Genomic DNA, 19,855 nt, shown 5'->3' with positions numbered 1-19,855 from the left:
ATGAAGCTGCTGATCGTTGCGGTCGGCCTGCGCGTGCCCGACTGGGCTCAGTCGGCTTGGGACGACTACGCCAAACGTTTTCCGCCTGAGCTCAAGGTCGAGCTCAAGGCCGTGAAAACCGAGCCCCGGGGCTCCAAAACCCTGCCCAACCTGTATGCCGCTGAGCGCCAGCGCATCGAAGCGGCGATCCCCCGTGGCACCCGCATCGTGGTGCTGGACGAGCGCGGCACCAACTTGACCACCCAAGCTCTGGCTGCGCGTTTGACCAGCTGGCAGCTCGGTGGAGACGATGTGGCCCTGGTCATTGGTGGCCCCGACGGTCTGGAGCCCGAATTCCGGCAAGCCGCACACGAGCGCATTCGTCTCTCCGACCTGACCTTGCCCCACGCCATGGCCCGGGTGCTGTTGATCGAGCAGCTGTACCGCGCCTGGTCCATCAACGCCAACCACCCTTACCACCGCGAATGAGCGACTTCATCTACCTCGCCTCTCAAAGCCCCCGACGCAGCCAGCTGCTCGATCAGATTGGCGTGCGCCACCAATTGCTGCTGGCTGGATCCGATGAAGATGCCGAGTCTTTGGAAGCCGTGCACGGTGCGGAAGCGCCTGCGCGTTATGTGGCGCGTGTCACGGGCTTGAAACTCGACGCCGCCATGCAACGCATGAAGCGCCAGGGTTTGCCTGCAGCGCCCGTGTTGTGCGCGGACACCACCGTGTGCCTGGGGCGGGACATTTTGGGCAAACCAGCTGACCCCGCCGATGCCGTGCGCATGCTCCAGCGGCTGGCAGGCCAGTCGCACCGGGTCCTGACGGCGGTGGCGGTGCAAAAAGGGGCCAAGCGCCTCTCGGCGCTGTCCGAATCCTGGGTGCGCTTTGCGCCCATGACCACCGCGCAAATCCGTGCCTACGTGGCCACGGGTGAGCCCATGGGCAAAGCCGGCGCCTACGGGGTGCAGGGCAGGGCGGCTGCCCATATTGAACAGATCCGGGGCAGTTATTCAGGCATCATGGGCTTGCCGCTGTTCGAGACCGCCGCCTTGCTGCGCTCCCTGGGCGTAGGCTGTTGAGCGTACATGCCCGCCAGAGCACCCATGGCGCGGTGCCGTTTCCCGAGTTGTTTTCACTTTTCCTCCTCTGATGCCCACCATGCAACAAGATATTTTGGTCAATTGGTCGCCCCAGGAAACCCGGGTCGCGGTCGTGGAGTTTGGCGCCGTGCAGGAGCTGCATGTCGAGCGCACGCTCGAGCGCGGTTTGGTCGGCAATGTGTACCTGGGCAAGGTGGCCCGCGTTTTGCCTGGCATGCAGTCGGCCTTCATCGACATTGGTTTGGACAAAGCAGCTTTTTTGCATGTGGCCGATGTCTGGCAAAAGCATGCCGAAGGCGAGGCTGCTGCTGCGCGCACGGGTCAGCCGCTGGTGCCGATTGAAAAGCAGGTGTTCGAGGGCCGCGCCATCATGGTGCAGGTCATCAAGGACCCCATGGGCACCAAGGGCGCGCGCCTGTCCACGCAGATCAGCATTGCGGGCCGCCATCTGGTGTTCTTGCCGCAAGACGACCACATTGGTGTGTCGCAAAAAATACCAGCTGAGCAGCGCGATGCGCTGCGACAAAGGCTGCAGACCCTGGTCGGCCCGGCCGGGGGCGGCTTCATTTTGCGCACCAACGCCGAAGACTCCAGCGACGAAGAATTGCAAGACGACATCGACTACCTGCGCAAGACCTGGGCCCGCATCAAGGAGGCCTCGCTGCGCCTGCCGCCCGCGTCTTTGCTGCACCAGGACCTGACGCTGTTGCAGCGCGTGCTGCGCGACCTGGTGGGCGAGGCCACGCAAAGCATCCGCATCGACTCGCAGGAGCAGTTTGCCAAGCTCAAGGCCTTTGGCCAGGAGTTCATGCCCAAAGCGGCCGAGCGACTGCAGCACTACAAAGGCGAGCGGCCGATTTTTGACCTGTATGCCATTGATGAGGAAATCGCCAAGGGGCTGGGCCGCCGGGTGGACCTGAAATCGGGCGGCTATTTGATCATCGACCAGACCGAGGCCTTGACCACGGTGGACGTGAACACGGGCGGCTACGTGGGGGCGCGCAATTTCGAGGACACGATCTTCAAGACCAACCTGGAGGCGGCGCAGGCCATTGCCCGGCAATTGCGTCTGCGCAACCTGGGCGGCATCATCATTGCCGACTTCATCGACATGGCCCGCCCCGAACACCAGGAAGCCGTGTTGGCCGAGTTCCGCAAACAGCTCGCGCGCGACCGCGTCAAGACCATGGCGGGCGGCTTTTCGTCGTTGGGTTTGCTGGAGATGACGCGCAAACGCACCCGTGAGTCTTTGGCCCACATGCTGTGCGAGCCTTGCCCCAGCTGCCAGGGCAAGGGCATCGTCAAGACGCCGCGCTCGGTGGTCTACGACATCCTGCGCGAGATCCTGCGCGAAGCGCGTCAGTTTAATCCGCGCGAGTTCCGCATCGTCGCCACTTCGGCGGTCATCGATTTGTTGCTGGACGAAGAAAGCCAGCATTTGGCGGGCCTGTCGGACTTCATCGCCAAGCCGATTTCTCTGCAGGTCGAGGCCTCGATGGGGCCGGAGCAGTACGACATCGTGCTGCTCTGAGGTGCCTCAGGTGGGCTGACTGGCCTGGGCAGGCGCTTCGCCGGCCCATTCGCCGCGGTGGTGCAGCCGCGTATAAGCGCCGCCCCGCGCCAGCAATTCGGCGGGTGCACCTTGCTCCACAATCCTGCCGCGCTCCATCACGATGACCCGGTCAGCGTGCTCGATGGTTGACAGGCGGTGCGCCACGATCAAGGTGGTGCGGCCCTGCATGAGTTTTTGCAGCGCGTCCTGCACCAGGCGCTCGGACTCGTTGTCCAGCGCTGAGGTGGCTTCGTCCAGAATCAAAATCGGCGCGTCCTTGTAAAGGGCGCGGGCAATCGCCAGGCGCTGGCGCTGGCCACCAGACAACTGGTTGGCGTTGTGGCCCAGCAGCGTGTCCATGCCTTGCGGCATTTGCGACACATGACTCCACAGATTGGCCGCTTCCAGGCTGGTCTGAATGCGCTGCGGATCGGCATCGTGCCCCAGGCAGACATTGGCCGCCACGGTGTCGTTGAGCATGACCACGTCCTGGCTGACCATGGCGATCTGACGTCGCAAACTGTCCAGGGACCAATCCTGGATGGGCACGCCATCGATGAGCACTTCGCCCGCGCTGGGCTGCACAAAGCGGGGCAACAACTGGACCAAGGTGGTTTTGCCTGCGCCTGACGTGCCCACCAGGGCCACAGTTTCCCCGGGCTGAACCGTCAGATGGATGTTGGACAAAGCAGGTTGGCCCTCTGGGTTGAACTGCAAATGCACATTGCGCCACTCGATGGCCCCCTGCGCACGGACACGGCTGTAGACGCCTTGGGTTTCCTCTTGGGCCTCGTGCAACAGGGCCAGACCCCTTTCGAGCGCAGCCAGGCCACGTGTGATGGGGCTGGAGATTTCGGCCAGGCGCTTGATGGGGGCGACCAGCATGAGCATGGCGGTGATGAAGGCGACAAAACCGCCGACGGTCGCACCCGATGCGCCATTCTGGCTTTGGTACAGCGCAATCACCAGCACCATGGACAAGGACAAAGCCGCCATGATTTGCGTCAGCGGAGTCATGGCGGCCGAGGCCACCGTGGTTTTGAGGGCCAGTCGGCGCAGCACCTTGGCCAGTTGGCCAAAACGGGCCATCTGGTGTGCCTGGCCGCCTTGCAGCCGAACCACCCGGTGCGCCAGCACGTTTTCCTCGACCACATAGGCGAGGTTGTCGGTCGCGGTCTGGCTTTCCTTGGTCAGTTTGTAAAGGCGTCGGGTCAGGGCCTTGATGATCCAGCTCAAACCCGGGGCCACGGTGAACACCACCAAGGTCAGTTTCCAGTTGAGCCACATCAGGTAGCCGAGCAAGGCGATGAGTGTGAAGCCGTCACGTGCCAGGGCGATGACGGCCGACACCAATTGCGAGGCGCCGTTCTGGACTTCGTAAACAATGGTGTTGGATAGGGCGCTGGCCGACTGTCTGGAAAACAAGGACAAATCGGCCTTCATGAGCTGGGCAAACAACTGCGAACGGAGTTTTTCCATGCCGTCGTTGGTCAACCTGGACAGCGCGTACTGTGAGATGAAGTTGGCAATGCCGCGCACGGTGAACAAGCCCACCACCGCCGCTGGAATGGCCCAAAGTGGGAGTTTGTTTTCGGCAAACCCCTTGTCCAGCAGGGGCTGGAACAAGGCCGGGATCATGGGCTCGGTCAAGGCCGCCATCAAGGTGCCCAAAATGGCCACAGCCCAGATGCCCCGCTGGCTTCCGAAATAAGGCACCAGCCGTTGTAGCCGTGCCCAGAGGCTTGATGGAGGCGTGGGAGGGTGGGGGGGCTGGCTCATGGCGTCGATTGTAAGGAGGGTGGCAGGGATCAGCCGCCGAGAAGCCGCCAATAAGAGGCAGAAAGCGGTTTCTACGGTGTACGATCACGGCTTCCCCGAATTGAACAATCACCCTGTCCACATGAATCTTCTTTTTTTGCGCACGGGCCCGTTGTCCTGGCTGTTGAAGCTGTTGGTTCTGAGTGCCCTGGCCCTGCCTGCATGGGCCCAATTTCGCGTTGAGGTGACGGGCGTGGGCATGACCCAACTGCCCGTGGTGATGGTGCCTTTCAAAGGCGAGGCCACGGCCCCGCAAAAGTTGGCGGGCATTGTTCAAGCCGATCTGGAGCGCAGTGGCCAGTTCAAGGGCCTGGCCGCAGGCAGCGCCGTGATGGATGAAAACAGCCGGCCCGACTGGAGCCCTTGGCGTCAGTTGTCGGCCGAAGCCTTGCTGGCCGGCTCGGTCACCCGCCTGGCCGACGGCCGTTATGACGTGCGTGCCCGTTTGTGGGATGTGGTCAAAGGCCAGGACAAAGGCGATTTCAAGGACACGGTCAGCGCCGCAGAGCTGCGCTTGTCTGCGCACCGCATCGCCGATTGGGTATACCTGCAGCTCACCGGAACGCCGGGTGCCTTCGCCTCGCGCATCAGTTATGTCACCAAGTCGGCTGGACGCTATGCCCTGTGGATTGCCGACTCCGATGGCGAAAACGCGGTCTCGGCCCTGAGCAGTCCCGAGCCCATCATTTCGCCTTCCTGGTCGCCCAGAGGCACCCACCTGGCCTATGTGTCCTTTGAGCAGCGCAAGCCCGTGGTGTATGTGCACGAACTGGCCACAGGCCAGCGCCGGGCTGTGGCCAACTTCAAGGGCTCCAACAGCGCCCCCGCCTGGAGTGCCGATGGCAAGGCGCTGGTGGCCACCCTGAGCCGCGATGGCGGCTCCCAGTTGTTCCGCATCGATCTGCAAGGCGGTGAGCCGCGGCGCCTGACCCAGTCGGGCAGCATCAACACCGAGCCTGCTTTCTCACCCGACGGCAGTGCGCTGTTTTTCGTCAGTGACCGCGGCGGCAGCCCCCAGATTTACCGCATGCCGGCCCAAGGTGGTCCAGCCGAGCGGGTGACGTTTTCGGGCACCTACAATATCTCTCCTGCCGTCAGCCCCGATGGCCGTTGGCTGGCGTATGTTTCACGCATGGGTGGTGCATTTCGCCTGCACCTGATGGAGCTGGCCACGGGTCAGGTCACTGCTTTGACCGACACATCGACCGATGAGCGCCCCAGTTTTGCCCCCAACAGCCGCATGCTGGTCTATGCCACGGTCTTTCAAGGCCGCGAAGCCTTGATGACCACCTCGCTGGACGGTCGCGTCAAGGCCCGCCTGGCGGGTCAGGGCGGCGACATCCGGGAACCCCATTGGGGCCCGGTGCGCAAATGATTTTTGAACATTCACTTTTTTAATGGACGAGGTTGATCATGACGAAGACATTTTTGAGCAGTTTGTTGTTGGCGGCCCTGCTGGCCGGTTGTGCATCCGGTGTGAAACTGGACGATGTGCCGGTGGAGGACAAATCGGCCACATCGTCGGGCGTTTCCACACAGGGCATTGGCAACAACCAGAGCAGCGCCCAAACGGGTGTGGCGGGTGTGGTGGTCGACAAATCGGCTTCGGGCATGGGTCCTGCGGGTGTGGCGCACGTGGTTTATTTCGATTACGACAGCTTTGTGGTGCGTGCTGAAGCCCGCCCCGTGATCGAGAGCCATGCCCGTTTCCTGCAAGCCTACAAACAGCGCAAGGCCAATCTGGAAGGCCACACCGATGAGCGCGGTGGTCGTGAATACAACCTGGCATTGGGCCAAAAACGTGCCGAAGCCGTCCGCCAGGCCCTGAGCCTCTTGGGGGTGCCCGAGAGCCAGCTCGAAGCGGTCAGCTACGGCAAGGAAAAACCTGCTGCGCAAGGCTCTTCTGAAGCCGATCTGGCCAAAAACCGCCGCGTCGAAATCCGGTACTGAGCACCATGAGCACGCGCGCTGTGTCATGTCTTGCCTTGTCCCGTTGGGTTCTGGTGTGGGCGGTGTCTGGTCTGCTGGGCACGGCGCACGCAGGTCTTTTTGAAGACGACGAAGCCCGTAAGGCCATTCTTGATTTGCGCCAGCGCGTCGAGCAGTCGAACGCGGCCATCAAGGGCTTGGGCGACGAAAATGCCCAGTTGCGCCGTGCCTTGCTGGACTTGCAGGGGCAAATCGAGGGCCTCAAAGCCGAGCTGTCGCAAGGCCGAGGTGCCCAGGAGCAACTGGCCCGCGAATTGTCCGAACTTCAAATGCGTCAGAAGGACGTGGTCACGGGCATGGACGAGCGCTTGCGCCGTTTCGAGCCTTTGAAGGTCACGCTCGATGGCCAGGAGTTCATTGCCGAGCCCGCTGAAAAACGTGACTATGACGCGGCCATGGAGACTTTCCGCAAGGGCGACTTTGCGGCGGCCCAGTCGGCGCTCGGTCAATTCGTGCAGCGCTACCGCAGGAGTGGTTACACCCCGTCGGCCCTGTTCTGGCTGGGCAATGCCCAATACGCGGTCAAGGACTACAAGGAGTCGATGGCGAATTTCCAGCAAATGCTGAAAACAGCGCCCACCCATCCGCGTGCGCCTGAAGCGATGCTGGCCATCTCCAATGTCCAGGTCGAATTGAAGGATTTGAAGGGGGCCCGCAGAACGCTGGACGAGTTGATCAAGGCTTATCCGGCCTCTGAAACAGCCGCCACAGCCCGCGAGCGCCTCACGCGCCTGCGCTGAGTGGCCGGTCATGGCGGAGATCACGCTTGAGCAGCTCCAGCACCAGAGCGATGGGGTTCTGGGGCTGACCCTCCTGGTGGCCAGCTGGGCGGGGTGGGTGTTTCACCGCAGCCATTTCTGCACCATGGGGGCCATCAGCGACTGGGTCATCATGGGGGACCGTACCCGCGCCAAGCAGTGGACGCTGGCCATTGCAGTGGCCATCCTGGGTTTTGGGCTGATGTCTTGGATGGGCTGGATCAGCCCGCTCAACACCATTTATGCCAGCGCACAGCTGCCCTGGTTGTCCCTGCTGTTCGGAGGCTTGTTGTTTGGCTCTGGCATGGTGATGGGCTCGGGTTGCGCCAGCAAGTCACTGATCCGCTTGGGGGCGGGCAATTTGAAGTCGCTGGTCGTTTTGATGGCCATGGGCATCTCGGCCTTGGCCGCCATGCGTGGCCTGACGGCGGTGTGGCGAGCCAACACTCTGGACCTGGTACAGCTGCCCACAGGCCCCGGACCTTTTGCCGGGCAGTGGCTGGCCAGTGGCACGGGGTGGACTCTGCCGCAGGCTGGACTGGTCGCGGCCTGCGTGGTGTGCGGCTTGCTGCTGCTATGGATTTTCAAAACGGGCCCTGCGTTGCCAACGTCGACGCTTCTGTCCGGTGTGGGCGTGGGTGCGGCGGTGGTGACGCTGTGGTGGATCAGTGGGGTGATGGGTTTTGTGCCCGAGCACCCCGAAACGCTGGACGCCACGTTTTTGACCACGGCCAGCGGACGCATGGAGTCCATGAGTTTGACCGCCCCTGTGGCTTATTGGGGGGACGCCTTCATGTATTTCAGCGACGGCACCAAGCGTGTGACCTTGGGCATGGCCACGGCTTTGGGTATGCTGGTCGGCGCTTTTGTCAGCGCTCGCCTGCAGGGTACTTTTCAGTGGGAAGGCTTCACGCAGACCGCTGATTTGGCGTGGCATTTGTGCGGTGGGGCCCTGATGGGTTTGGGCGGTGTCATGGCCATGGGCTGCACCATCGGTCAGGGGCTGTCAGGTTTGTCCACCTTGAGTTTGGGCAGTTTCATCGCGGTCCTGGGGATCGTGTTGGGTGCCGTGCTCACCTTGCAGTGGCAGTTGCGCCGCGCCGAGGCCGCAGCATGAACCCTGTTCAGCTCGCACCCGACGAAGAGGCGCGTCGCTTCGGAGGCTTGCAACGGCTGTACGGTGTGCAGGGCGCAGAACATATCCGCCGAGCGCATGTGGTCGTTGTGGGCATTGGCGGCGTCGGCTCCTGGGTCGCCGAAGCTTTGGCACGCAGCGGCGTGGCCCGGCTTAGCCTGATCGACATGGACCACATCGCCGAGTCCAACATCAACCGCCAGATCCATGCCTTGACCAGCACCACGGGCCAGGCCAAGGTGCAGGCCATGCGCGAGCGCATTGCCTCGATCCATCCGGCTTGCCAGGTCGATGCGATCGATGAATTTGTCAGTCCGGAAAACTGGCCTGCTGTTTTGCCCGCACAGCCCGACGCCGTGGTTGACGCGTGTGACCAGGTCAAAGCCAAGGTGGCCATGGCCCAATGGGCCTTGGCAAGCCAAGTGGGCTTCATCACCGTGGGGGCCGCGGGCGGCAAGCGTTTGGCACACAAGGTGGACGTGGACGACTTGTCGAAAATCACCCACGATCCTTTGCTGGCCCAGGTGCGCTACCGCTTGCGCAAACACCACGGTGCGGCCAAGGGCGACAAGCGGATCGGCATTCAGGGTGTTTTCAGCCGCGAAGCCGTGGCACCGCCCGATGCCTCGTGCGCGATCGAAGGCGATGGCTCGCTCAACTGCCACGGTTATGGTTCGGTGGTCAGCGTGACGGCCACCTTTGGCATGTGCGCCGCCTCAGAAATTTTGAACTTTTTGGCCGCTGGCTTTCAGAAGGCCAAAAAATAACGCTATAATTTGAGTCTTGCTACAGTGCACAAACACTCTAGCAAAGGGACCATAGCTCAGTTGGTAGAGCAGCGGACTTTTAATCCGTTTGTCGTGGGTTCGACCCCCGCTGGTCCCACCAGAAAAAGCAAAAAAGCACTTTGTATCTCGGTACAAAGTGCTTTTTTCATGGGCGTGCGCTGCGCGCCCCGACCCCACCGAAAGAGCTTGCAGATGACCATCGAATCGAATCGCCAAGATGACTTGAACAAGATGGTGCTGTGTGAGCCCTGCTCGGGCATTCAGCGCCAATGGCGGCGTGCGCCCGGTCATGCCGAGTTGGTGCAAGGCACCAACCGCAAGGAGCAGCGCGAGTCGGGTCCGGTCACCATCACCCGCTATCGCTGCGACCGTTGCGGCACAGCTTGGGAATACGAGAACAACAAAGCCGACCAGCAGGCCGGGTGGGCGGTGATCGGCGGCTGAAGCGATCGGGCGACCGATGCCTTGCGGTCATCCAGTCTGAGCCTTGGGCGCCCCCAATAGGCTCAGGCCGAAACTTCCAGCAGCTGCGTCAATTCCAGCCAACGCTCCTCCAAGGTGGCGACTTCCTCGGCCAGGGCTTTGAGGCGGCGTCCGGCATCGGCCATTTCAGCGGGCGATATGGGCGTCGTCAGAAGCTGCTCCAGTTGGGACTTTTCAGCTTCGATGCTGGCCATGCGCTGTTCGTTTTGTTCCAGTTCGCGCTTGAGGGGGCGGGTTTGTGCCGCCAGTTGCTGGCGTTTTTGGGCGTCGAGTTTGCGCTGTTCGGCACTGCTCAGGCTGGAGGCAGCAGCGGGGGCCACCACAGGGGCTGTGGGTGCAGCGCTGGCCGATGCCGCATCATGTGTGGACGCCGTCTGCGTGCCCACCGCGTCACGCGCAGCATTTTTGGCCACTTCGCGCAAACGCTTGGATTCATCGAGCAAATACTTCTGGTAGTCGTCCAGGTCGCCGTCAAAGGGCTCGACCTTGCCCCGGCCCACCATCCAGAACTCGTCGCACACCGCACGCAGCAAGGCCCGGTCGTGGCTGACCAGCATGACGGTGCCTTCGAACTCGTTGAGCGCCATGGACAGCGCTTCGCGGGTGGCCAGGTCCAGGTGGTTGGTGGGCTCGTCCAGCAGCAAGAGGTTGGGGCGCTGCCACACGATCATGGCCAGCACCAGGCGGGCTTTTTCGCCGCCGCTCATGGTGCCCACGGCTTGTTTGACCATGTCACCAGAGAAGTTGAAGGTGCCCAGGTAGTTGCGCAGGTCCTGCTCGCGGCTGGGTTCGCTGCTGTTCGGACCCAGCTCTTTGGCCAGGCGGGTCATGTGTTCCAGCGGGTTGTCTTGCGGGTGGAGCACATCGAGTTCTTGCTGGGCGAAGTAGCCGATGTTCAGGCCCTTGCCTTCGGTGAGCGTGCCCGCCAGCAGGGGCATGGTGCGCGCAATCGTCTTGACCAAGGTCGATTTGCCCTGGCCGTTGGCCCCCAAAATGCCGATGCGCTGGCCGGCCAGCACCGATTTGCTCACGCCTTGCAAGATGGACTTGGGCTCGCCGTCGACCATGTAGCCAAAGCTCGCCTCGCTGATGGCCAGCATCGGGTTGGGCAGGTTGTTGGGCTCCTTGAAGCCGAAGGTGAACTCGGCCTCGGCCAGCAACGGTGCCACTTTTTCCATGCGCTCCAGGGCCTTGACCCGGCTTTGCGCCTGCTTGGCCTTGCTGGCTTGGGCTTTGAAGCGGTTGATGAACTTTTGCAAATGGGCGATCTTGTCCTGCTGTTTGGCAAACGAGGCCTGTTGCAGCTCCATTTGCTGGGCCCGCAGGATTTCAAAGCCGCTGTAGTTGCTGCCGTAGCGGGTCAGCTTGGCGTGCTCGATGTGCAGCGTGACATTGGTCACCGCGTCCAGAAATTCGCGGTCGTGGCTGATCACGATCATCGTGCCCGCATAGCGCTGCAGCCAGGCTTCCAGCCAGACCAAAGCGTCCAGGTCCAGGTGGTTGGTGGGCTCGTCCAGCAACAAAATGTCCGACGGGCACATGAGCGCCCGGGCCAGCTGCAAGCGCATGCGCCAGCCGCCCGAAAAACTGTTCACCGGGTTGTTGAGTTCGTCGACCCGAAAGCCCAGACCCAAGATCAGCGCTTCGGCGCGGGGCAGGGCGTCGTGGTCACCCGCGTCGGCCAGGTCGGTGTACACATGCGCCATCTCCATGCCGTCGCCACTTTCTTCGGCCGCAGCCAGGCGCTGGCGCAGTTCGGTCAGTCGGGTGTCGCCTTCGAGCACAAATTCGCTGGCGGGCTGGTCGGTCTCCGGCATGTTTTGCGCCACCTGGGCCATGCGCCAGGCTTTGGGCATGTCAAAGTCGCCACCGTCTTCGTTCAGCGTGCCGTTGAGCAAGGCGAACAGGGTGGATTTGCCCGCGCCGTTGCGCCCGACCAGACCGACCTTTTCTCCGGGGTTGAGGGTGACCGAAGCTTGGTCCAGCAGCACCTTGGTGCCTCGGCGGAGGGTGACGTTTTTGAGGTTGATCATGAAAAAGCAGTGTCCGGAAGAGCTCCGGGGGTAAATGGTTTGTCATTCCCGCGAAGGCGGGAATCCAGGGCGTTCGGGATGGGCGGGCATGGATCCCCGCCTGCGCGGGGATGACATTCAGGGGGCAGCGGGGATTCTCAGTGTTGGGGCATGGATTTTCGGCGATGGCGCATGTTTTGACAGCGGTGGCGCATGGCGGTCAGTGCCGCAGCAGGGCTTCGCGGGTGACCAGCAGCACCTGGTCGTCGCCCGCGCTGGTGTCCAGCCAAGCCACTTCCAGTTCGGGAAAAGCGGCAATGAAGTGGTCCACCTCGTTGCCAATTTCCAGCACCAGCACCGCGTGCTCGCTCATCCGCGCTGGCGCATCCTGGAACAGCTGGCGCACAAAGTCCATGCCGTCGGTGCCACCCGCCAAAGCCAGTTCGGGCTCGGCGCGGTATTCGGCGGGCAGGGCGTCCATGCTGGCCTGGCAAATATAAGGCGGGTTGCACAGGATCAAATCAAAGGTGCCGGGCAATGCGCTCAAGCCGTCGCTGTGCACCATTTGCACGCGATCTTGCAGATCGTGACGTTCCACGTTGATGGCGGCCACGGCCAGCGCATCGTCAGAAATATCGGCCCCGGTCACCTGCACCTCGGGCCAGGCCAGCGCGGCCAGCACGGCCAGGCTGCCGTTGCCGGTACACAGGTCCAGCACTTGCCGGGTCTGATCGCTGAGCCAGGCGTCAATCGTGCCGTCGGCCAGCACCTCGGCGATCAGGCTGCGCGGCACGATGGCTCGCTCGTCAATGTAAAAGGACACGCCTTGCAGCCAGGCTTCGCGGGTCAGGTAGGCCGCGGGCTTGCGGGTGGCGATGCGCTCGTCGATCAAGGCTTGCACCTGCGCTTGCTGCTCAGGCGTCACCTCTTGGCGGCTCACCTCGTCCAGATCGGTGTCGAGCGGCAAGCCCAGTCGCCACAGGACCAGCCAGACGGCTTCGTCAAAGGCGCTTTGGGTGCCGTGGCCAAAAGCCACGCCCGCAGCATCCAGCCGCTGGGCAGATTGCGCGATCAGCGCGGGCAGGGTCATGGCACTCATGCCGACAAACCTGCATTGAGGTTTTCCAGCGTGCGGCGGTAGATGTTTTTCAGGGGCGCAATGTCGGCCAAAGCCACGTGTTCGTTGACCTTGTGGATGGTCGCGTTGGGCGGGCCGAACTCGATCACCTGTGGGCAAATCTGCGCGATGAAGCGGCCGTCGCTGGTGCCACCCGTGGTGGACAGTTCGGTCTTCAAGCCGGTTTCGTCCGTGATGGCTTGCTGGATAGCCGCCACCAAAGTACCGGGCGTGGTCAGAAATGGCCGACCACCCAGGGTCCATGTCAGCTCGTACTTCAGACCGTGCTGGTCCAAAACGGCTTGCAGCCGCTGCTGCAGGCTCTCAGGCGTGGATTCGGTGCAAAAGCGGAAGTTGAAATCCACCACGCAGTCCCCCGGGATCACGTTGCTCGCGCCCGTGCCCGCGTGGATGTTGCTCACCTGCCAGCTGGTGGGCGGGAAAAAGGCATTGCCTTCGTCCCAGCGGATGCTGACCAATTCGGCCAGTGCCGGGGCCAGGCGGTGGATCGGGTTGTCGGCCAAGTGCGGGTAGGCGATGTGGCCCTGCACACCTTTGACGGTCAGCTTGCCGCTCAGGGTGCCGCGTCGGCCGTTCTTGATCATGTCACCCGTTTGCTGCACCGAAGTGGGTTCGCCCACGATGCAAAACTGCGGCGCGTCGCCACGGGCCTGGAGTTGTTCGCACACGACCACGGTGCCGTCGAGCGCCGGGCCTTCTTCGTCGCTGGTCAGCAAGAAGGCGATACCCAAGGCCGGATTGGGGTGGGCCGCCAGGAATTCCTGTACCGCCACCACCATGGCCGCGAGCGAGGTTTTCATGTCGCTGGCACCGCGACCGAACAGCTTGCCGTCCTTGTGGGTGGGGGTGAAAGGGTCGCTGTCCCATTGCGCGAGCGGCCCGGTCGGCACCACGTCGGTGTGTCCGGCAAAAGCCAGGGTCTGGCCCGAAGTGCCTGCGCGTTTGGCCCAGAGGTTGCGCACGCGGAATGTCTCGGGGCCGGAGTCCATGAATTCGCAGACGAAGCCCAGGGGCTTCAGGGCGTCGGCGATCAGGTCGAGGCAACCCGCATCTTCAGGCGTGACGGAGGGGCGGGCAATCAGCTGCTCGGCCAGGCGCAGGGTGTCGTGGCAAACGGATGGGCGGGTGGTGGTGTTCATGGTTCAGGCCTTGTGGGGGTGCGTACGCACAAAGCGGGCGATGCGCTCGGCCGCTTCCAGGCATTCGGCGGTTTCGGCCACCAGCGCCATGCGGATGCGGCCCTGGCCGGGGTTGCTGCCATTGAAGTCCCGCGCCAGGTAGCTGCCGGGCAACACGGTGACGTGTTCGGCCTCATAAAGCGCTTGGGCAAACGCAGCGTCGTCGCCTTGCCAGCCCGCAGGCACACCGGCCCAGAGGTAAAAGCTGGCATCGGGCAGTTTCACGTCCAGCACTTGCGCCAGCACGGGGGTGACCTGGGCGAACTTGGTGCGGTACTGGTTGCGGTTGTCCACCACATGGGCCTCGTCGCCCCAGGCGGCCACGCTGGCCGCTTGCACCACGGGGCTCATGGCGCTGCCGTGGTAAGTGCGGTAGAGCAGGAACTGCTGGATGATGGCCGCGTCACCCGCCACAAAGCCACTGCGCAGGCCGGGCACATTGCTGCGTTTGCTGAGGCTGGTGAAGGCGATCAGGCGCTTGAAATCGGTGCGGCCCAGTTGGTGGGCGGCTTCCAGGCCGCCCAAAGGCGCTTCTTCACGGAAATAAATCTCGCTGTAGCACTCGTCGGAAGCGATCACGAAACCGTGCTGGTCGGACAAGGCGAAGAGTTTTTCCCACTCGGACAGCGGCATGACCGCGCCCGTGGGGTTGCCGGGCGAGCAAACGAACAAAAGCTGGGTGCGGGCCCAGACTTCGGCGGGCACGCTGTCCCAGTCGTTGGCAAAGTTGCGCGTCGGGTCGCTGGGCACGTAATAGGGCTCAGCCCCCGACAGCAAGGCCGCGCCTTCGTAGATTTGGTAGAAGGGGTTGGGGCTGACCACCGTGGCGCCAGGGCAGGTCGGGTCGATCACGGTTTGCGTCAGGGCAAACAGCGCTTCGCGCGAACCGTTGACGGGCAGGATCTGCGTGAGCGGGTCCAGGGCCAGGCGGTAGCGGGTGTGCAGCCAGGCGGCGCAGGCTTTGCGCAGGCCAGGCTCGCCCGCCGTGGCCGGGTAGGCCGACAAGCCGTTCGTCACGGCTGCCTTGAGCGCTTCCTGAATGAAGGCTGGCGTAGCGTGCTTGGGCTCGCCAATGCCCAGGCTGATGGGTTGGAGGGTCGGGTTGGGGGTGACGCTGGCGAACAGCTGCTTGAGCCGTTCAAAAGGATAGGGTTGCAGTTTGGCGAGGAGGGGATTCATCCCGCGATTATCCGGGATGGAGGCTACCTGTTGGTACTTGGGCTTGTCAGCGCGTTTTTCACCATGCCTGTCGGGTAACATTGCCGTTTTGCACCGTGTTGGCCGTTTGGGCTGGCCCTTTTACCCGATCTGATACCGTCGTGCGCCTCAATTCCATCAAGCTTTCAGGCTTCAAATCGTTTGCCGAGCCGACCAACTTCCTGCTGCCCGGGCAGCTGGTGGGCGTGGTCGGGCCCAACGGTTGCGGCAAATCCAACATCATGGACGCGGTGCGCTGGGTGCTCGGCGAGTCCAAAGCGTCCGAATTGCGTGGCGAGTCCATGCAGGACGTCATTTTCAATGGCACCACCACCCGCAAACCGGCCAGCCGCGCCAGTGTGGAGCTGGTGTTTGACAACGCCGACCACCGCGCAGGCGGCCAGTGGGGCCAATTTGCCGAAATCGCCGTCAAGCGCGTGCTCACCCGCGACGGCAACAGCAGTTACTACATCAACAACCAGCCGGTGCGCCGCCGCGACGTGCAGGACGTGTTTCTGGGCACGGGCCTGGGGCCCCGCGCCTACGCCATCATCGGCCAAGGGACGATCAGCCGCATCATCGAGTCGCGTCCTGAAGAGCTGCGCCTGTTCCTCGAAGAGGCCGCAGGGGTGTCCAAATACAAAGAGCGCCGCCGCGAGACCGAAAACCGCCTGTCGGACACCCGCGAAAACCTGACCCGGGTCGACGACATCCTGCGCGAGCTGAATGCCAACCTGGAAAAGCTGGAAAAGCAGGCCGAAGTCGCCACCCGCTACAACCAGCTGCAGGCCGACAGCACGCTCAAGCAGCACCAGCTGTGGTTTTTAAAGCGCCGCGATGCCGAGGCCGACCAAGGGCGCATGAAGTCGGATGTGGACCAGGCCGTGAACGCGCTCGAATCGCGTATGGCCGATCTGCGCCACGTCGAGGCAGACCTAGAAACCATCCGCCAGGCGCATTACGCCGCGGGTGACCAGGTCAACCAGGCACAAGGCAAGCTGTACGAAGCCAGCGCCGAAGTCGGTCGGCTGGAGGCTGAAATCCGCTTTGTGGTGGAAGGCCGCCAACGCGCCGAGCAGCGCCTGCAGCAGCTGGTGGAACAAACCGCGCAATGGGGCACTCGCAGCCAAGACGCCCAGGCCGAGCTGGAAACCCTGGCCGAGCAAGCGGCCATGGCCGAAGACCAGAGCATGACGCTGGCCGCGCAGGTGGAAGACCAGGCCATGGCGCTGCCCGACCTGGAAGAAGCCCTGCGCAAAGCCCAAAACGACGCCACCGCCCAACGCGCCACCGTGGTTCAGGTGCAGCAGCAAATTGGCGTGCTGGCGGCTGAGCAGCGCAACGTGGAAGAACAATCGCGCCAGCTGGAACAGCGCCGCGAACGCTTGCTGACCGACCGCAACGCCCTGGCTGCGCCCGACGAGGCCAGGCTGAGCCACTTGCAAGAACAACTGGCCGAGGCCGAGGCCCTGTCGGCCGAGGCCGAAGCCCGGCTGCAGGACCTGCAAGAGCAGGTGCCCGCGCTCGACGAAGACCGCCGCACACGCCAAAGCGCTGTGAACCAGGAGTCGGCCAAGCTGGCCGACCTGAGCGCCCGCATCGAGGCGCTCAAGGCCCTGCAAGAGAAAGTTCGCACCGACGGCAAGCTCAAACCCTGGCTGGCCAAGCACGGCATGGAGGGCCTGGAAGGCCTGTGGAGCCGTATTCACATCGAGCCGGGTTGGGAAAACGCCCTCGAATCTGCGCTGCGCGAGCGCCTGTCGGCCCTCGAGGTCTCGCGCCTCGACATGGTGCGCTCGTTCGCCAACGACGCGCCGCCCGCCAAACTCAGCTTTTTCAGCCCGCCTTTGGCCGCCAAAGCCGCGCCGCGCAGCGGCCTGCCCGCAGGCTGCAAGCCTCTGGCCGAGTTGCTGCGCGTGCACGATGCCGGCTTGTCGGCCCTGTTGGCCGACTGGCTGCAAGGCTGCTACACCGCCCCCAACATCGAAGACGCGCTGGCCTGGCGCAGCCAGCTGCAAGCGGGTGAGACCCTCTTTGTGCAGGCCGGCCATGCGGTGGATCTCAACAGCGTGGTGTTTTACGCGCAAGACTCCGAGCAAGCCGGTTTGCTGGGCCGTGCCCAGGAGATCGAGAACCTCGAAAAGCAGCTGCGCGCCCAGACCCTGATCGCCGAAGAAAGCCGCAGCGCCTTGGTGCGGGCCGAAGCGGCCTATGCCGACGCCTCGCAGCGCCTGATCACCGTGCGCCGCGATGCCAGCGAAAGCCAGTCGCGCACGCACGAGCTGCAGGTCGAGACCCTGCGCCTGTCGCAACTGGTGGCGCAAACCCGCGCCCGCAGCGAGCAGATCAACAACGACCTGGCCGAAGTCGAGGCCTTGCTGGACGAGCTGCAAGAGCGCCGCGTCACCGCCGAGGCCCGCTTTGAAGAACTGGACATGCAGCTGGCCGACACCCAAGAGCGCCACGCCCAGCTGGACGAGCGCGTGATCGAAGCCGAGCGCAAGCTGTCCGAATGCCGCGAGCAGCAGCGCAGCCTGGAGCGGCGAGCGCAAGAGGCGCAGTTCTCGCAGCGCAGCCTGGACGCCCGCCGCGCCGAGTTGCAGCGCACCATCGAGACCGCGCAGCAGCAGGTGAGCAGCATCGACGCCGAAATGCAGCGGGCCCGTGACGAACTCAGCCGCCTGACCGATGCCGCTGCCCAAGCGGGTTTGCAAAATGTGCTGGCCGTCAAGCTCGAGCGCGAGCAAGCCCTGGGCGCTTGCCGCAGCGCCTACGACGACCTCACGGCCAAACTGCGCGCCAGCGACGAACGCCGCGTGAGCTTCGAGCGGGAACTCGACCCCTTGCGCCAGCGCATCACCGATTTGCAGCTCAAGGAGCAAGCCGCCCGCCTGGGCCTGGAGCAATACACCCAGCTGCTGGCCGATGCCCAAGCCGATCTGGAAGCCGTGGCCGCTTCGATTGAGGCAGGCCAGGTGCGCGTGACGGGTCTGCAGGGCGAGATCGACCGCATCCACCGCGAAATCACGGCGCTGGGCCCGGTCAACCTGGCCGCGCTGGAAGAGCTGACCACCTCGCGCGAGCGCAAGGTGTTCCTGGACTCGCAGTGTGCCGACCTGACCGATGCCATGAACACGCTCGAAGACGCGATCAAGAAGATCGATGCCGAAACCCGAGATTTGCTGGGCGGTACCTTCAAGATCGTGAACGAGCACTTCAGCCGCATGTTCCCCGAGTTGTTTGGCGGCGGCAATGCGCGCCTGGTCATGACCGGTGACGAAATTCTGGACGCCGGGGTGCAGGTGCTGGCGCAGCCGCCCGGCAAGAAAAACCAGACGATCCATCTGCTCTCGGGCGGCGAAAAGGCCCTCACGGCGATCGCGCTGGTGTTTGCGATTTTTCAGCTCAACCCGGCCCCGTTTTGCTTGCTCGACGAGGTGGATGCGCCGCTGGACGACGCCAACACCGAGCGCTACGCCAAGCTGGTGGCGGGCATGGGCAAGGAAACCCAGTTCCTGTTCATCAGCCACAACAAGATCGCCATGGAAATGGCCGAGCAGCTGATCGGCGTGACCATGCAGGAGCAGGGCGTGTCACGCATCGTGGCTGTGGACATGGAGTCCGCAGTGTCAATGGCCGATGTGGCCTGAGGAAGTTATGTTGGAATCGATGAGCTCATTGCAGTTGAGTCTGGCCGCCATCGGGGCGCTCACAGTGGGGGCCGTGGTGGTCTACAACTACTGGACCTCGCGCAAGAGCGCACCCCGCCAGGCCGAGCCCCAGACAGAACCCGAGTTGGCCGCGCCAGACACCGAGCCTGCCTTGTTCGAGCCCCGTGAACCGGTTCTGACCGACGACTTCGCCACGCTGCCCCAGCCCGAGCGCAAGCCCCAACTGGACGCCTTGATCGATGCGATCGCCACCATCGAAGTGGACCACCCGGTCTCCGGGGACGCCGCATTGGCGGCTTTGCCTGTGACCCGCCGCGTCGGCACCAAGCCCTTTCATGTGGAGGGTTGCAGCGAACTCAGTGGCGAATGGGAAGTTTTGGCGGCTGGGCGGCGTTATTCGGCCTTTCAGGCGGGTGTTCAGCTGGCCAACCGGGTGGGGGCGCTCAACAACATCGAGTTTTCGGAGTTTGTGGTCAAAACCCAGGCTTTTGCCGATGCCGTGGGCGGCAGCGCCAGTTTCAGCGACATGCTCGAAGAAGTGGCGCGTGCGCGTGAACTCGATCAATTTGCCAGTGCACACGATGCTCAGCTCAGCTTCACGGTCTGTGCACGGGCATCGGCCTGGAGTCCGGGCTACATCCAGCAGCATGCTGCGCGAATGGGCTTTGTGGCAGGGGTGATTCCGGGGCGCATGGTGCTGCCGGCTGCCGTGGCGGGCTTGCCGCCCATCCTGTCGCTGACTTTCGATACCCAGGCTGCCATGGCCGAAGACCCGGCCATGTCGGCCATCCGGGAGTTTTCGCTCAGTCTGGATGTGCCGCAAATTGCCCGTGAAGACCAGCCCTTTGAGCGCCTGCGCGAGGCGGCCCGCTTGCTGGCCGAGCACATGGATGGCGTGGTGACCGATGGCAACGGCCAAATTCTCGGCGATGACGTGCTTGATCAAATAGCGACAGATTTGCAACAGCTCTACGACGCCTTGGCTGCGCGAGAGTTGTCGGCGGGCACGCCTCAGGCCCGTCGTTTGTTCTCCTGAACCGTTAGCTGC

At 63.4% G+C, this 19,855-nt stretch carries 16 protein-coding genes and 1 tRNA gene; 12 read left to right on the top strand and 5 right to left on the bottom strand.

Translation table 11 applies throughout. The features are described 5' to 3' along the window. The 3 genes from rlmH to rng all read left to right on the top strand — a co-directional run bounded on the left by rlmH (nt 1) and on the right by rng (nt 2,619). Nucleotides 1–468 (top strand): 23S rRNA (pseudouridine(1915)-N(3))-methyltransferase RlmH, encoded by a 468-nt coding sequence (gene rlmH / locus B9Z34_RS02285; RefSeq protein ID WP_108426472.1) that lies wholly within the window; start codon nt 1–3, stop codon nt 466–468. Next, nucleotides 465–1,067, top strand: a complete 603-nt coding sequence (locus B9Z34_RS02280) for a nucleoside triphosphate pyrophosphatase (RefSeq protein WP_108426471.1) — start codon at nt 465–467, stop codon at nt 1,065–1,067. Before rlmH ends, B9Z34_RS02280 begins: the two co-directional genes overlap by 4 nt. Before the next feature lie 79 nt (nt 1,068–1,146). Beyond that, the gene (gene rng / locus B9Z34_RS02275) at nt 1,147–2,619 is read left to right on the top strand and encodes a ribonuclease G (protein WP_108426864.1); all 1,473 of its coding nucleotides are present in this window, start codon (nt 1,147–1,149) and stop codon (nt 2,617–2,619) included. Nucleotides 2,620–2,625: 6 nt separating this feature from the next. Here rng and msbA read toward each other — a convergent pair whose 3' ends face one another. Continuing rightward, a complete protein-coding gene (gene msbA, locus B9Z34_RS02270; protein WP_108426470.1) occupies nt 2,626–4,419 on the bottom strand; it encodes a lipid A export permease/ATP-binding protein MsbA in 1,794 nt (597 codons plus the stop codon). A gap of 121 nt (nt 4,420–4,540) precedes the next feature. Here msbA and tolB point away from each other — a divergent pair, with 121 nt between their 5' ends. The 7 genes from tolB to B9Z34_RS02235 all read left to right on the top strand — a co-directional run bounded on the left by tolB (nt 4,541) and on the right by B9Z34_RS02235 (nt 9,572). Continuing rightward, on the top strand, nt 4,541–5,833 hold the full coding sequence (gene tolB, locus B9Z34_RS02265) for a Tol-Pal system beta propeller repeat protein TolB (protein ID WP_108426469.1): 1,293 nt from the start codon (nt 4,541–4,543) through the stop codon (nt 5,831–5,833). A 38-nt stretch (nt 5,834–5,871) separates the two neighbouring features. After that, nucleotides 5,872–6,408 (top strand): peptidoglycan-associated lipoprotein Pal, encoded by a 537-nt coding sequence (gene pal / locus B9Z34_RS02260; RefSeq protein WP_108426468.1) that lies wholly within the window; start codon nt 5,872–5,874, stop codon nt 6,406–6,408. Nucleotides 6,409–6,413: 5 nt separating this feature from the next. Further along, on the top strand, nt 6,414–7,187 hold the full coding sequence (gene ybgF / locus B9Z34_RS02255; RefSeq protein ID WP_108426467.1) for a tol-pal system protein YbgF: 774 nt from the start codon (nt 6,414–6,416) through the stop codon (nt 7,185–7,187). 10 nt (nt 7,188–7,197) lie between these two features. Continuing rightward, nucleotides 7,198–8,322, top strand: a complete 1,125-nt coding sequence (locus tag B9Z34_RS02250) for a YeeE/YedE family protein (RefSeq protein ID WP_233249378.1) — start codon at nt 7,198–7,200, stop codon at nt 8,320–8,322. Beyond that, a complete protein-coding gene (locus tag B9Z34_RS02245; protein WP_108426466.1) occupies nt 8,319–9,107 on the top strand; it encodes a ThiF family adenylyltransferase in 789 nt (262 codons plus the stop codon). Before B9Z34_RS02250 ends, B9Z34_RS02245 begins: the two co-directional genes overlap by 4 nt. A 45-nt stretch (nt 9,108–9,152) precedes the next feature. After that, nucleotides 9,153–9,228: transfer RNA gene (locus B9Z34_RS02240), tRNA-Lys, on the top strand. A gap of 92 nt (nt 9,229–9,320) precedes the next feature. Next, nucleotides 9,321–9,572 (top strand): hypothetical protein, encoded by a 252-nt coding sequence (locus B9Z34_RS02235; protein WP_146179612.1) that lies wholly within the window; start codon nt 9,321–9,323, stop codon nt 9,570–9,572. 62 nt (nt 9,573–9,634) lie between these two features. Here B9Z34_RS02235 and B9Z34_RS02230 read toward each other — a convergent pair whose 3' ends face one another. From B9Z34_RS02230 to dapC, 4 genes are all read right to left on the bottom strand, one after another. Then, on the bottom strand, nt 9,635–11,644 hold the full coding sequence (locus B9Z34_RS02230; RefSeq protein ID WP_108426464.1) for an ABC-F family ATP-binding cassette domain-containing protein: 2,010 nt from the start codon (nt 11,642–11,644) through the stop codon (nt 9,635–9,637). Between the two features lie 199 nt (nt 11,645–11,843). Beyond that, entirely contained in the window at nt 11,844–12,722 is an 879-nt protein-coding gene (prmB, locus tag B9Z34_RS02225) for a 50S ribosomal protein L3 N(5)-glutamine methyltransferase (RefSeq protein WP_108426463.1), read from the bottom strand. After that, entirely contained in the window at nt 12,719–13,900 is a 1,182-nt protein-coding gene (gene dapE, locus B9Z34_RS02220) for a succinyl-diaminopimelate desuccinylase (RefSeq protein ID WP_108426462.1), read from the bottom strand. Before dapE ends, prmB begins: the two co-directional genes overlap by 4 nt. 3 nt (nt 13,901–13,903) lie before the next feature. Then, nucleotides 13,904–15,118: a succinyldiaminopimelate transaminase gene (gene dapC / locus B9Z34_RS02215; RefSeq protein ID WP_108426461.1), complete on the bottom strand. Its 1,215-nt coding sequence runs from the start codon at nt 15,116–15,118 to the stop codon at nt 13,904–13,906. Between the two features lie 140 nt (nt 15,119–15,258). On the opposite strand from dapC, the gene smc reads away from it, so the two are divergent. Together smc and B9Z34_RS02205 are read left to right on the top strand one after the other, a co-directional pair. Next, nucleotides 15,259–18,786, top strand: a complete 3,528-nt coding sequence (gene smc / locus B9Z34_RS02210; RefSeq protein WP_108426862.1) for a chromosome segregation protein SMC — start codon at nt 15,259–15,261, stop codon at nt 18,784–18,786. A 19-nt stretch (nt 18,787–18,805) separates the two neighbouring features. Further along, complete coding sequence (locus B9Z34_RS02205; protein ID WP_108426861.1) at nt 18,806–19,843, top strand: cell division protein ZipA C-terminal FtsZ-binding domain-containing protein; 1,038 nt, start codon at nt 18,806–18,808, stop codon at nt 19,841–19,843. Nucleotides 19,844–19,855: the final 12 nt, after the last annotated feature.

The sequence above is a fragment of the Limnohabitans sp. Hippo3 genome (assembly GCF_003063665.1).
In the GTDB taxonomy this organism is placed as follows: domain Bacteria; phylum Pseudomonadota; class Gammaproteobacteria; order Burkholderiales; family Burkholderiaceae_C; genus Limnohabitans_A.
The sequence above is the reverse complement of the archived record's forward strand: the minus strand, read 5'-3'. Positions and strand labels throughout refer to the sequence as shown.

Bases quoted from the DNA above. Each gene is read 5' to 3' on its own strand.
- rlmH (WP_108426472.1), top strand. From the start codon at position 1: ATGAAGCTGCTGATCGTTGCGGTCGGCCTGCGCGTGCCCGACTGGGCT.
- B9Z34_RS02280 (WP_108426471.1), top strand. From the start codon at position 465: ATGAGCGACTTCATCTACCTCGCCTCTCAAAGCCCCCGACGCAGCCAG.
- rng (WP_108426864.1), top strand. From the start codon at position 1,147: ATGCAACAAGATATTTTGGTCAATTGGTCGCCCCAGGAAACCCGGGTC.
- msbA (WP_108426470.1), bottom strand. From the start codon at position 4,419: ATGAGCCAGCCCCCCCACCCTCCCACGCCTCCATCAAGCCTCTGGGCA.
- tolB (WP_108426469.1), top strand. From the start codon at position 4,541: ATGAATCTTCTTTTTTTGCGCACGGGCCCGTTGTCCTGGCTGTTGAAG.
- pal (WP_108426468.1), top strand. From the start codon at position 5,872: ATGACGAAGACATTTTTGAGCAGTTTGTTGTTGGCGGCCCTGCTGGCC.
- ybgF (WP_108426467.1), top strand. From the start codon at position 6,414: ATGAGCACGCGCGCTGTGTCATGTCTTGCCTTGTCCCGTTGGGTTCTG.
- B9Z34_RS02250 (WP_233249378.1), top strand. From the start codon at position 7,198: ATGGCGGAGATCACGCTTGAGCAGCTCCAGCACCAGAGCGATGGGGTT.
- B9Z34_RS02245 (WP_108426466.1), top strand. From the start codon at position 8,319: ATGAACCCTGTTCAGCTCGCACCCGACGAAGAGGCGCGTCGCTTCGGA.
- B9Z34_RS02235 (WP_146179612.1), top strand. From the start codon at position 9,321: ATGACCATCGAATCGAATCGCCAAGATGACTTGAACAAGATGGTGCTG.
- B9Z34_RS02230 (WP_108426464.1), bottom strand. From the start codon at position 11,644: ATGATCAACCTCAAAAACGTCACCCTCCGCCGAGGCACCAAGGTGCTG.
- prmB (WP_108426463.1), bottom strand. From the start codon at position 12,722: ATGAGTGCCATGACCCTGCCCGCGCTGATCGCGCAATCTGCCCAGCGG.
- dapE (WP_108426462.1), bottom strand. From the start codon at position 13,900: ATGAACACCACCACCCGCCCATCCGTTTGCCACGACACCCTGCGCCTG.
- dapC (WP_108426461.1), bottom strand. From the start codon at position 15,118: ATGAATCCCCTCCTCGCCAAACTGCAACCCTATCCTTTTGAACGGCTC.
- B9Z34_RS02205 (WP_108426861.1), top strand. From the start codon at position 18,806: ATGAGCTCATTGCAGTTGAGTCTGGCCGCCATCGGGGCGCTCACAGTG.